Genomic DNA, 12,422 nt, shown 5'->3' with positions numbered 1-12,422 from the left:
CGACCGAGCGCCGCTCGTATCGAGGTAAAGCCGCTGCGCTCGCGTCCGTAGGACGCGTGGTCACGCCATGCGTAAACCCTCGGGGAAGTGTTCAATGAACTCAACGCGAAGACGCGTGGAGGCTTGGCCCTCAGTCCAACAAACGCGTACACCGTCCAGAAGATAGCTTTTCCACGCCCCGTATTCTTTTCTTCGTCCATCACGCTCAAGCTCCTCGAAGCCGGCTTGATACAGTGCCAGAGCCTCTAACGCTCGGAGTCGTTCTGGCCATGGATTTTTTAGGTGGCCACGCATGCGGAGCACGAATTCGCATTTCACATGCCAGTCTTGTAGCTTCAGGACATCGCAGTGCATATCAATATTGCCGTTCTCGAGGGTGATCCGGCGTGGCTCTTCTTCCATTTCGTAGTCGACATAAAAGCTCCGATCGGCCGTCATAAATTCGAACGGCTGGGGATAAGTGTCGAGGAACGTCGGAGCTATCCGAATCGTCGTCTGCGTATCTGCGTCGAACGCTGATTGACTTTGTTTGTCATACAGAAAAGCCATGAAGCCTCATTTTTGCCGCAAGGAAATGTTTCAGGCTAGTTGCAGAGATGTCAGCTCGGGTTGAAACGAACATCTCGGCTTAGCCTAAGCCCTGACATCTAGATTTGGGTTCGCGATTCATGTCATCGAGAAAGCTTTAGGGCCTGCTTTAACACCACTTCACGACCGGCGCGAAAGTCTTGTAGGGTCCGACTAACGAGTACATCAGGATTCATGCGTCGCAGGTGGAATGATGTGATGCCGTCATGATGCGTCACTCGTAAGTGAACAGTGTGCGCCGCTACAAATCAGCTGATGACGGAAAAACAAGCTCAAGTAGCTTGCCTTTGCGAACATTGAGGCCTTTCGGTCGTTTCTGTATTCTTGAAAGCTGTATCGAGATTCGGTTCGGTTTTTCAGTCTTGTTCGTCAATCATGAGATGGACGAAGGGCTGGCGACATCATCGTACTTTCACTTGTACTCCATTCTCGATCCCCAGCGAGCCTGACCGACGTCCCATGACGGATCTCATCGTTTCTGATCTGGTCGTGCCCGACTCGGCGGCGCCTGGCGACGCCGTCTCTCGTGTCGCCACGACGCTGGGTTGGCGCGAGCGATTGGCTCTGCCCGAGTTGGGTATCGGACTGCTCAAGGCCAAGCTCGATACCGGAGCGCGCAGCAGTTCGCTGCATGTCGATACGCTGCAGACCTTTCAGCGCGATGGCGCGACCTGGCTGCGATTTTCGCTGAGCATCCGCCGCCGTCACCCGTTTGAAGTCAGCTGCGAGGCTCCCGCTCTGGATAGGCGTGTCGTCACCGACACCGGCGGGCGACGTACGGAACGCTGGTTTATTCGTACGCAGGTCATATTGGCCGGGCAGTCTTTCAGCGTCGACGTCAACCTCACCGATCGGCGGCATATGCTGTTTCCACTGTTGCTCGGTCGCAGCGCCCTGATGGGACGGTTTGCGGTAGACCCGGCGCTTTCCTATACCCAATTACGATCCGCTTCGACCGTTACGGACATTTCATGAAAATTGCGATTCTTTCGCGTAACGCTCGCCTGTACTCCACCCGGCGACTGATCGAAGCGGCGCGCGAACGCGGGCACGTCGTGCGTGTTCTCGACCCGTTGCGCTGCTATGTGCGCATCGCGCCGAAAGACGTCGCCATCCGTTACAAGGGCAAGGATGTGCGCGATATCGACGCGGTGATTCCACGCATCGGCACATCCAGCACGTTCTATGGCACGGCGGTACTGCGTCAGTTCGAGATGATGGGCGTCTACACGCCCAATCCGTCCGACGCGGTGCTGCGCGCGCGCGACAAGCTGCGCTGCCTGCAGATACTCGCGTCGCAGGGTCTGGACATGCCGGTCACCGTATTCGGCGACAACCCGGACGATACCAACGACGTATTGGCGATGCTGGGCGATCCGCCGCACGTCATCAAGCTCAACGAGGGCAGCCAGGGCACCGGAGTAGTGCTGGCCGAAAAGCGCAGCGCCTCGCAGAGCGTGGTCGAAGCCTTCCGCGGCCTGTACGCCAATTTTCTGGTGCAGGAGTTCATCGCCGAAGCCAAGGGCAGCGACCTGCGCTGCTTCGTGGTCGGCAAAAAAGTCGTAGCTGCCATGCAACGCGTCGCCAGCCCCGGCGAATTTCGCGCCAACCTGCACCGCGGCGGCAGCGCGATCAAGGCCGATCTGAGCGCCGAGGAAAAGCGTATCGCGATTCGCGCGGCGGGGGCTCTTGGACTGGGTATTGCCGGCGTCGATCTTCTTCGCTCTAACCGCGGTCCGCTATTGCTTGAGGTAAACGCCTCGCCCGGGCTGGAAGGTATTGAAGCGGCCTCGGGCGTGGACGTGTCCGGTGAGATTATTCGGCATCTGGAGAAGCAGACGGCAAAAATTTGAATATTTGTGCCTTCCGATCCGCGTCTGTCCTGTTCATCGCACAGCGGTACGCGTTAACTCTTGCGTAACCGATCAGCATTTATAACGTGGCCATCATTTATCGGCTCGGCCTATCGACTCTCAAGAGCGCTATGCCAACTGATGATGGTATCGGGGCGGTAGCTTGGGCCCAGATGAAGCGACGGCGAGTCGCGCATCTGGGCCTTTTTCTTGTTCTGAGGATGCGGCGTTCAGTTTCGTGCTGCAACGGGCAGGATTCCCGCCACCAAGCTTGTTAAGCTTGCAGTCCCAGCCGTTCCGTGTAACGGCTGCAGGAGTGATACATGCGCGTTCTGGTGATCGAAGACAATAGCGATATCGCGACCAACATCGGCGATTATCTGGAAGACCGCGGCCACGTGGTCGATTTCGCCGGCGACGGCGTGACCGGCCTGCATCTGGCAGTGGTGCACGATTTCGACGTGATCGTGCTGGATCTCACCTTGCCCGGCATGGACGGTCTGGAAGTGGCCCGCAAACTGCGTCACGAGGCGCACAAGCAGACGCCGATTCTGATGCTGACGGCGCGCGATGCGCTGGAACAAAAGCTGATCGGTTTCGAGTCCGGCGCCGACGACTATATGACCAAGCCGTTCGCCCTGCAGGAAATCGCCGCGCGGCTCGAAGTGCTGGCACGGCGTGGCAAGGGCCCGCAGAGCCGCGTGCTGAAAGTGGCCGACCTCACCTTCAACCTCGATACCTTGACGGTGAACCGCGAAGGCAAGTCGATCCAGCTCAACCCGATCGGCCTTAAACTGCTGCAGGCGTTGATGGAGGCCAGCCCGTCGGTGGTCACGCGGCAGGATCTGGAGCAGCGCGTGTGGGGCGAGGAACTGCCCGACAGCGACTCCCTGCGCGTGCATATCCACGGCCTGCGCGCGGCGATCGACAAGCCGTTCGAGAAGCCGCTGATCCACACCCGCCACGGCATTGGCTACCGGATGGTCGAGCCGGATGCAGTCCAGGCGTAAGCTTCGGTTTCGCCTCGTACTTAGCTTCGCGCTGTTCGGCTTCGGCCTCAGCGCGATGTTTGCGTTTGCCGCGCTAAACATACGCTCTCGGCTTGAGGACCAGCTCATTACCTCAAGCCTGCAAGATGAGGTGGATCATCTCAATCAGCAGGTGTTGGCGCATCCGGATCGTGCGCCGTCCTTCAACATCGTCAAGGCCGCTTCCTGGAGCGATCGCACGATCTACAAAGCTCCGTTGGACTGGCAGAACCTGGATACGGGTGTGCATGACGTTTACGAGCCAGGTCCAGACGGGCGCACGCGCCATTACAAGCTGGCTGTGCGACGAAACAAGGGAGTGATCAGCTTTGTCCAGTACGACGTTTCGCGCGACGAATTGGGCAAAAAGCAGCTGTTGGTGAGCGTTATCGGTGCCGTGTTCTTGTTCGGCGTGCTGTCGCTTGTGCTTGGGCTTTGGTTATCGCGAAAGGTACTCAAACCTGTGACTCAGCTGGCGCAGCGGCTTCGCGAATTTCGCAAAAATCAGAAAGCGGAACCGCTCGCTCAATATTTTGCCGACGACGAAGTGGGCGAACTGGCACGTGCACTGGATGATTACGCCGACCGCCTCACCGCCATGGTCGAGCGCGATCGCGAATTCAACTCCGACGTCAGTCACGAGCTGCGTACGCCGCTGGCGGTGATCGCCAGCACCACGGAGTTGCTGCAGGGCTCGCCCGATCTCACCGAGAAGATCAGCGAACGTTTGAAGCGCATCGAGCGCGCGTCGCGCCAGGCGACCGAGCTGATCGAGGCGTTGCTGTTGCTCTCGCGCGCGGAGCGGCGCGGACCCACGCGCGGCGAAACGACCGAGGTCGGCAAGGTGGCCTCCGACGTCATTGAAAGCCAGCGCCCGCAGATGCGCGGCAAGCCGATCGAGATCGAGCTCAGCGTTGACGATGCGGTCACCGTGAATGCACCGGCGTCGGTCCTGTCCGTGGCGCTTACCAACCTGATCGGCAACGCGATCAAATACACGCTTGAGGGCAGCGTGCGGGTAGAGGTAGGCAAGGGCCGCATTGAGGTGATCGACACGGGTCCTGGGATCAAGCCGGAAGATGCCGAGCGGCTGTTTCAGCGCGGCGTGCGCGGTGAAGGCGCCGGTGGCAGCGGCGCCGGTCTGGGACTGGCCATCGTTCGCCGCCTGTGCGAACTCTACGGCTGGGACGTATCCATGCGTCCGCGCAGCGATGCCAACGGCGCTATTGCTAGCATCATATTCAATAGTTTGAGATCTTAAATTAACTTAATTGAAGCATCCAATAGATGCTCCAATTAAGTTGTGTATCACCAAAAGTAACAAAGTAAGTTTTTACAGATCTACATGGTATACAACATACCCAGTGCCGCCCGGCTCAGATCCAGTGGCGCCGCCACCGGTTGATGCTGAGCCAACTATCACAGGACCTGACGGCGTGGGGCAGCCGTCGCCACCACTTACATAACTAATTTGTTCCGCAGTAAGTAATTCCATTTTGGATCTCCTTTATGTATTTATGCGCCGCTTGATGTCGGCGCGTAAATTTAGCGATTTCCGGCTGATCATGTCAACTTGACCTCCTCAGGGCTTACTTACCAAGTTAAAGGTACGCGTTTAAGTTTGAAAGACTGACAAATCTGATCTTCAAATCTGTAGGATCCAGATCGGCAGGAATAAGGACTAGGGGAAGAGTCGATCTTCCGTAATTTAATGATTTATGGTGCAACGTTTGACACAAGGATTGTTTCGAGAGGAGGTCATTGATGCGCGCCGTAGCGATTGGCTGGGCGGCGTTATTGTTGCCGCGCCATTGTCGCGTTGGCTATTGACTGCAATATCGCTGGCCCTGGCTGCCGCCATCGTGCTGTTTCTGATTCTGGGCCAGTACACCCGTCGCGAAAGCGTCACCGGTCAGCTGGTGCCCAGCGCCGGCCTGCTCAACGTCACGTCGATCAACGCAGGCACCATTTCGCAAGTGCGCGTGCATGACGGTCAGCAGGTCCATGCCGGCGACCCGTTGCTGGAGATTTCCAGCGAACAGGACAGCGCTGCGCTGGGCGATACGCGCGCCCTGGTCGGTCGCCAACTGGACGATCAGCGCATGCGGCTGCGGGCGGACTTGCTCACCCAGCAGAAGGTGTCTGCGCAGCAGGCTGGTGGACTGCGGGACAAGCTGACCCTGCTGCGCTCGCAAATCAGCCAGATCAATGCCCAGCTCGTCATCCAGCGGCAACAGGCCACCAGCGCCCAAACCATGCTGGAGCGGATGAAGCCGTTGGAAGCCGAGGGCTACATATCCGCGCTGCAGATCCAGCAGCAGGAGTCGACCATGCTTGATGCGCAGGCGCAGTACAAAACCCTGATGCGCCAGCAGCTCGATCTGCGCCAACAGGCTGACGCGGCAGCGCAACAGCTGGCGCAAGTGCCGCTGGATGCGTCGACCCAGCGCAACGACACCGAGCGCAAACTGGCCGATATCAACCAGTCGGCGGCGCAGAATGAAATGCAGCGCGCCGTCGTGCTGCGCGCCCCGCGTGATGGCGTAGTGTCCAACCTGCTGCTCAAGCCCGGGCAGATGGTCACGGCGGGCCAGTCCCTGCTCTCTCTGCTGCCCAGCGGCGCCACCTTGCAAGCGCAGTTGCTGGTGCCTAGCCGGGCCATCGGCTTTATCGAGCCGGGCAGTCGCGTGGTGCTGCGTTATCAGGCGTTTCCGTATCAGAAGTTCGGTCAACACTTTGGCCGCGTGGCCGAGATTTCACGCAGTGCCTTGACTCCGGCCGAAGTGACGGCGCTTACCGGTAGTACTCCGCAGCAAAATCAGGAGCCGCTGTATCGCGTGCAAGTGGCATTGGATAGCCAGGCCGTGCAGGCCTATGGCAAGGCCGAAGGCTTGCGTCCGGGGATGGCGCTGGATGCGGATGTGTTGATGGAGCGAAGGCGCCTGATCGAGTGGGTATTCGAGCCGCTCTACGGACTCGGCCATCATCTCAGCGGGGATGTCTCGCATGGATGACGGTACATCGCGCTCGCCTGACACCAAGGCTTCGGCGTTCCACGCCGCGCTGCAGTTTAGCTGGACCCGCAAGCTGCCGATGCTGCTGCAGACGGAAGCGGCGGAGTGCGGCCTAGCCTCGCTGGCCATGGTCGCCAGCTATCACGGTCACGATGTCAATCTGGCCGGCCTGCGCCGCCGCTTTTCCACCTCACTTAAGGGCGCCACCCTGGCCCGCGTGATGGAAATGGCCGGCAAACTCGGTTTCGTTGGCCGGCCACTCAAGCTGGACATGGAACATCTCGGGCAGTTAAAGACGCCGTGCGTGCTGCATTGGGATCTCAATCATTTCGTGGTACTCAAGCGCGTGCATGCGCGCGGCATCGTCATCCATGATCCGGCACGCGGCATTCGCAAGTTTAGCTTCAAGGAAGCCTCCGAACACTTCACCGGCGTCGCGCTGGAACTGAGCCCTGCCGCGAACTTCGAACCAGTGCAGGCGCGTCAGGCGGTCTCGATGCGCGCCCTGACCGGCCGTATCCGCGGTGTCGTGCCTGCACTCGCCCAAATCCTGTTATTGGCCCTGGCACTGGAAGTCTTCGCGCTGGCCGCACCGTTCTATCTGCAATGGGTGCTCGACCAGGTCATGGTCTCGGCCGATCATGACCTTTTGAACCTGCTGGGCCTGGGCTTTCTCGGCATCGCCATTTTCTCGGCACTGATTACCGCCGCTCGCTCGTGGGCCGTCACCTGGCTGGGCGCGACACTTAACGTGCAATGGGCCAGCAACCTGTTCGCACATCTGATGAAGCTGCCGCTGGACTGGTTCGAGAAACGCCATGTCGGCGACGTGGTGTCGCGCTTCGGCTCCATCCAGACCATCCAGAAAACCCTCACCACGCAGTTCATCGGCTCGCTGCTGGATGGGCTGATGTCGCTGGTCACGGTCGTAGTAATGGCGTTTTACAGCATCTGGCTCACCGTGTTGGTGGCGGGCCTGTTTCTCGCCTACGGCCTCACACGCTGGGTGTTCTTCAACCCGCTGCGCCGCGCCAACGAGGAGCAGATCGTCTGTGGCGCGCGTCAGCAAAGCGAGCTGCTGGAATCCATCCGCGGGGCCATGCCGATAAAGCTGGCGAACAAGCAAGGCGAACGGTTGTCGCGTTACGCCAACGCCACGGTGGCCAGCACTAACCGTGATATCGGCATCCAACGCTTGGGCATTACTTTCACCCTCACCAACCAGTTGGTGTTCGGCATCGGCCGCGTGGCCCTGATCTGGATAGCTGCCACGTTGGCGCTGAAGAACGAGCTCACCGTGGGCATGCTGGTGGCCTTTATCGCCTATGCCGACCAGTTCACCAGCCGCGCCGCCGGCCTGATCGACAAGTGGGTGGATTTCCGCATGCTGAAGCTGCATGCCGAGCGCGTAGCGGATATCGCGCTTACCGCGCCGGAGTCCGATGGCGAATCCACCTGGGACGGTCCGTTGCCGGAGGCCAACATCGAACTGCGACACGTCAGCTTTCGCTATGCCGAGGGCGAGCCGTGGATTCTCAAAGACTGCCATCTGCGCATCGAGGCGGGAGAATCCGTCGCTATCGTCGGCCCCAGCGGGTGCGGCAAGAGCACGCTGGCTAAAGTGATCCTCGGGCTACTGCAACCCGAACGCGGCGAGGTGCTGTTTGGCGGTATCGACATCCGCAAGCTGGGCCTTGGCACGTACCGTCAAATGATCGGTGCCGTGATGCAGGACGACCAGCTGTTTGCCGGCTCGGTGGCCGATAACATCAGCTTCTTTGACACCGATGCCACGCCCACCAAGATCGAAGCCGCCGCACGACTGGCTGCCATCCACGACGATATTGCCGCCATGCCTATGGGCTATCAGAGCCTGGTCGGCGACATGGGCTCTAGCCTATCGGGTGGGCAGAAGCAGAGAGTGATCTTGGCACGGGTGCTGTATCGACAACCCAGATTGCTGGTGCTCGACGAAGCAACCAGCCATCTGGATATGGAGCGGGAGCGATTAGTAAATGAGGCGGTGCAGCAGATCAATGTCACAAGAATTGTGATTGCGCATCGACCTGAAACGCTGGCTAGCGCAAACAAAATAATTGTTCTAAGTTCAGGGAGAGCAGAGTCATCGTTAGGGTTAGGTGAAAGTGTTTTCGGCGACTGATATTTTCAAGCTTTACAACTCAACTAATTCAAAAATTGGGTCTGCGCCTTGATAATTTGTTCTCTTAGAGCCTGTTCACGATCTTTCATTGGCGATAATAGGCTGATGAAGAGAAAGCCCTACCCCAGCGATATCAGCCGAGAGAAGTTCGCGGAGATAGAACCGCTGCTACGCAGCGTTCGACGCAATACTAAGCCGGTAACACTGGATTGTATGAGGTGTTCTGCGCAGTGCTGTACCTGCTGCGCACGGGCTGTCAGTGGCGTTTTTTACCACCGAACTTCCCCAAATGGCCGACCGTGTACGCCTACTTGTAATGACCCAGCACTTCCTGCACAGGTCAGGCCGCTAAGGCATACGCCTCAGCGGGTGTTTTCATCTTCAACGCCTGGTGCGGGCGCTGGTGGTTGTAGAAGTGGATCCAGTCGCCGATCGTGCGCATGGCGTGGGTCAGGCTTTCGAACCGATGGCGATGCACGCACTGCTCTTTCAGCGTGCGGATCACCCGCTCGACCATGCCGTTTTGCTGCGGGCAGTGCGGCGTGATGAACTCTTGCTGCAAGCCATAGCTGCGAACCAGGCTGGTGTATTTACGACTGGTAAAAACCAAGCCGTTGTCTGATCGAAGCAGGAAAGGCGCGTTGACCTTCCCCAGAGTGCCGAAGCGGCTGATCAGGGCCTGTTCCAAGGCGCCGGCGGCCGTGCTGGCCTTGCCACTGCGCGACAGATGCCAGCCAAGAAGTTCGCGGGTGTGGCAATCGATAACCAGCGCCAGGCTGAGCCACCCGTCCTTGCCGCCCCAGACGCGACACAGATCCGTCGACCAACGTTCGTCCGGCCTAGAGGCGACCGACGGCAATGCCTGGATACGTGGACGCTGACCAATGGGTCGTTTGCGCACCTGCCAGCCCTTGAGCTGGAAGATGCGCTGGACCGTGTTCTTGTTCATGCCAAGGAGCCCCGCGACGGTCCGGTAACCGAAGGAAGGCTCGGCCTCGATCATCGCTTTTACCGGTGCAGCGAGAGCCTCCTGAACTTTGGGCGGCGCCTTGATTGCACGGTAGTAGACCGTCCGTCGCGCCACGCCAAACCAGCGGCATAGCTTGACCATCGAGACCTCGAAGCCATCGGCACGCAGTCCCTGCTGAAGTGAGGCCATCAGGTCTCGTCCTTGCCCAGCAGGGAGTTCAATTTTTTTCTGGCGCGCAGTTCCAGCATGGCCTCGCCGTAGGCTTCCTGCAGATCTTTCAGCTGTCGCTCGTACTGCTCGCGCACATCTTCCGGCTTGGCGCGCAGCGCGTTCTCCATGCCGCGCTTGGCATCCTCGACCCAGCCTTCGATCTCAGAAGGCGGCAGGTCGAACTGGCGACTGGCTTCCGATATCGACGTCTTGCCCTGAATCACTTCCAGGACCAGCGCCGACTTCCGGCGGGCCGTCCAGCGTTTGATTTCTTCTTCCATCACGATGCTCATGGGGGTGCTCCCTTGGGAAAGTAACACCTGAGCAGGATTTCAGTGGGTCATTACATGCTCGCGCAAATGGAATGAGCCCGACCCGCACGGCACAAGTGTGCTGGAGCGGGCGCTCAAAAAATCAGGTTGGCGCGGCCCGCGAGAAAAAGGGGCGCAACGCTTGTAGCACGTTCTTGATCGTGGACGCGCAGAGTGTGAAGAACGCGAACACGGCCGGTCAGAAAGGCATATGACGCGGGCAAGAAGGTATCGGGGATCAAGCGGCACATCGCGGTGGACACGCAAGGGTTGCCGCACGCCATCGCGGTAACCACGGCGGGGGTGACCGATCGCAAGGGCGCCTTGCAGGCGTTCGAGCGCAGCAAGGCCCGCCTGGGTCAGGTGCAAAGCGTATTGGCCGACAGTGGCTATGTGGGCCGGCCCTTCGCCGAGGGCGTGCAAGAGATTCTGGGCAAGCACGTGACGGTGCAGATCGCCAAGCGCAGCGAGTTGCGCACCTTCAAGGTCATGCCCCAGCGCTGGGTCGTCGAGCGGAGCTTCGCTTGGCTGGAGAAGAACAGGAGGCTATGGAAGAACGGCGAGCGCCAGCTCAACACCAGCCTACAGTTCATCCATTTGGCCTTCCTGACCCTCCTACTCAGGAGATCGTAAACAGGCTCTTAGTACCTACTTTTAGGCCGGCTCCAGCCAGCCCCAACGGTCGTTGGTGCGACCGTCGAACAGGCCGAAGAACAGTTCCTGCAGGCGACGGGTCACGCGCCCGGCCTTGCCTGCACCGACCTGCTTGCCGTCGACCGAACGGATCGGCGTGATTTCGGCGGCCGTGCCGCACATCAGGATTTCGTCGGCGAGGTAGAGATATTCGCGCGGGATGTCGCGTTCGACCACTTCGATGCCGTCTTCGCGGGCCAGCGTCTTCAGCGTATCGCGCGTAATGCCGGCCAGGATCGAGGCGCTGGCCGGCGTGGTGTGCAGCACGCCATCGAATACCAGGAACAGATTTTCGCCCGCGCCTTCGCTGAGGAGCCCGGTCGAGGCCAAGGCGATGCCTTCGCCAAAACCCAGCCGGCGCGCTTCGCGCGCGATCAGCTGACCGGACAGGTAATTGCCGCCGGCCTTCGCACCGGCGGGAATGGTATTGGGCGCAAAACGCTGCCAGCTCGACACGCACGCGTCGATGCCGTTTTCCAACGCTTCGGCGCCGAGGTAAGGGCCCATGGGCCAGGCCGCCACGGCGACGTCGATCGGTGTTTCGGCGGAGAGGCCGAAGCCGCCCAGTCCGCGGTACGCGACGGGGCGCAGATACGCGGCGCCAAGCTCGTTCTTCTTGATCACGTCGCGGCAGGCGGCGGCGAGTTCATCGGCGGTATGCGGCAGCACCATGTCGTAGATGCGTGCGGACTGGTAAAGCCGATGCAGATGGTCGGTGAGCCGGAAAATGGCGGCACCGTCGGGCGTCGCGTAGCTGCGAATGCCCTCGAATACCGACGAACCGTAATGCAGGGCATGCGACATCACGTGGGTGGTCGCTTCCTTCCAAGGCTTGATCTCGCCGTTCTGCCAGATCCACTCCGGGTACTGCTGCGCCATGACGGTTCTCCAATGGGGACCGCACATGATAGCTGCTGGTGGCTTGCGCGGCATGGTGGGGCGGCAGCGTGCTGTTCAGCGACTGGATCAGCTCCGGTCAGTCGCCGTGGCTCAACCACAGGCACCCGTAGCGATGCACGATGCCGTAGCGCAGCTCGCGCGGGTTGCCGCTGCTGTCGGTTCCAGCCAGATGCAGCACCAGCTGGCCGGCTGTGGCGGGGTCCGGAGGTGAGTCGTCGCCGGACCCCGCGTCCGAATTGTCGGAGCGTGATGCCGCCGCGCTATCGGGTGGCCCGGCGTCGAGCAGCGGCAGCTGCATCAGCACACTCAGCGCACGAATATCGGCAATGGCGGTCGAGCTGGCGTAGCCGTTCCACAGCATCAGCCCCGCCAGCCGGTTTGCGTTGTGGTTGGCGAACGCATCGATGACGCTCTGGCGCAGTTCGTTGAAGCTGCCCGCGCAAAGAATCGGCGGCGGTTCGGTCGGCGTGGCGGCCAGCGTAGCCACCGGGGTCACGTCGTCGCTGGGTTTGGGCGCGGCATGAACTGCGGTGGCCTGCATCGACGCGCAGGTCTGATCGGTAAACAGCGCACGGCCGCTGGCGTCGATGCAGCGATGGATATCCGTCTGCGACCTGCCGGGCACGGCCCACAGGATCAGAGCGAACCACAGCAATAGTTTCAGCGGGCGCATGACTGCAGCATAGCCGCTTGG

11 protein-coding genes and 2 pseudogenes are annotated in these 12,422 nt (G+C 60.2%); 8 read left to right on the top strand and 5 right to left on the bottom strand.

Going from position 1 to position 12,422, the window contains the following annotated elements:
* Positions 1 to 60: 60 nt before the first annotated feature.
* Entirely contained in the window at positions 61 to 549 is a 489-nt protein-coding gene (locus tag HDE78_RS07255) for a hypothetical protein (protein ID WP_179477856.1), read from the bottom strand.
* Between the two features lie 498 nt (positions 550 to 1,047).
* On the opposite strand from HDE78_RS07255, the gene HDE78_RS07250 reads away from it, so the two are divergent.
* The 7 genes and pseudogenes from HDE78_RS07250 to HDE78_RS07220 all read left to right on the top strand — a co-directional run.
* Positions 1,048 to 1,563 carry a RimK/LysX family protein gene (locus HDE78_RS07250; RefSeq protein WP_179477855.1) on the top strand — a complete coding sequence of 172 codons (516 nt, stop codon included), beginning with the start codon at positions 1,048 to 1,050 and terminating at the stop codon, positions 1,561 to 1,563.
* Complete coding sequence (gene rimK / locus HDE78_RS07245) at positions 1,560 to 2,441, top strand: 30S ribosomal protein S6--L-glutamate ligase (RefSeq protein ID WP_179477854.1); 882 nt, start codon at positions 1,560 to 1,562, stop codon at positions 2,439 to 2,441. The genes HDE78_RS07250 and rimK overlap by 4 nt, the downstream gene beginning before the upstream one ends.
* A 323-nt stretch (positions 2,442 to 2,764) precedes the next feature.
* Positions 2,765 to 3,451 carry a response regulator transcription factor gene (locus tag HDE78_RS07240; RefSeq protein ID WP_179477853.1) on the top strand — a complete coding sequence of 229 codons (687 nt, stop codon included), beginning with the start codon at positions 2,765 to 2,767 and terminating at the stop codon, positions 3,449 to 3,451.
* Positions 3,435 to 4,730, top strand: a complete 1,296-nt coding sequence (locus HDE78_RS07235; protein WP_179477852.1) for a HAMP domain-containing sensor histidine kinase — start codon at positions 3,435 to 3,437, stop codon at positions 4,728 to 4,730. Before HDE78_RS07240 ends, HDE78_RS07235 begins: the two co-directional genes overlap by 17 nt.
* A 565-nt stretch (positions 4,731 to 5,295) precedes the next feature.
* Complete coding sequence (locus HDE78_RS07230; protein WP_255457683.1) at positions 5,296 to 6,483, top strand: HlyD family efflux transporter periplasmic adaptor subunit; 1,188 nt, start codon at positions 5,296 to 5,298, stop codon at positions 6,481 to 6,483.
* The gene (locus tag HDE78_RS07225) at positions 6,476 to 8,644 is read left to right on the top strand and encodes a peptidase domain-containing ABC transporter (protein ID WP_179477850.1); all 2,169 of its coding nucleotides are present in this window, start codon (positions 6,476 to 6,478) and stop codon (positions 8,642 to 8,644) included. The genes HDE78_RS07230 and HDE78_RS07225 overlap by 8 nt, the downstream gene beginning before the upstream one ends.
* Positions 8,645 to 8,749: 105 nt before the next feature.
* Positions 8,750 to 8,955: pseudogene (locus HDE78_RS07220) on the top strand (transposase); the annotation flags it as partial.
* Between the two features lie 29 nt (positions 8,956 to 8,984).
* Here HDE78_RS07220 and HDE78_RS07215 read toward each other — a convergent pair.
* Together HDE78_RS07215 and HDE78_RS07210 are read right to left on the bottom strand one after the other, a co-directional pair.
* Positions 8,985 to 9,803, bottom strand: a complete 819-nt coding sequence (locus HDE78_RS07215) for an IS3 family transposase (RefSeq protein ID WP_255457682.1) — start codon at positions 9,801 to 9,803, stop codon at positions 8,985 to 8,987.
* The gene (locus HDE78_RS07210) at positions 9,803 to 10,117 is read right to left on the bottom strand and encodes a DUF1153 domain-containing protein (protein ID WP_089977558.1); all 315 of its coding nucleotides are present in this window, start codon (positions 10,115 to 10,117) and stop codon (positions 9,803 to 9,805) included. Before HDE78_RS07210 ends, HDE78_RS07215 begins: the two co-directional genes overlap by 1 nt.
* Positions 10,118 to 10,184: 67 nt before the next feature.
* Here HDE78_RS07210 and HDE78_RS07205 point away from each other — a divergent pair.
* Positions 10,185 to 10,768, top strand: a pseudogene (locus tag HDE78_RS07205) (IS5 family transposase); the annotation flags it as partial.
* Positions 10,769 to 10,789: 21 nt separating this feature from the next.
* On the opposite strand, the gene HDE78_RS07200 reads toward HDE78_RS07205, so the two are convergent.
* On the bottom strand, positions 10,790 to 11,707 hold the full coding sequence (locus tag HDE78_RS07200; protein ID WP_179477849.1) for a branched-chain amino acid transaminase: 918 nt from the start codon (positions 11,705 to 11,707) through the stop codon (positions 10,790 to 10,792).
* A 97-nt stretch (positions 11,708 to 11,804) separates the two neighbouring features.
* Positions 11,805 to 12,401 carry a DUF4124 domain-containing protein gene (locus tag HDE78_RS07195; RefSeq protein WP_179477848.1) on the bottom strand — a complete coding sequence of 199 codons (597 nt, stop codon included), beginning with the start codon at positions 12,399 to 12,401 and terminating at the stop codon, positions 11,805 to 11,807.
* Positions 12,402 to 12,422 lie beyond the last annotated feature (21 nt).

Origin of the sequence: Rhodanobacter sp. K2T2 (assembly GCF_013408815.1) — a bacterium.
GTDB lineage: Bacteria > Pseudomonadota > Gammaproteobacteria > Xanthomonadales > Rhodanobacteraceae > Rhodanobacter.
This window is presented reverse-complemented; position numbering and strand designations above follow the sequence as displayed.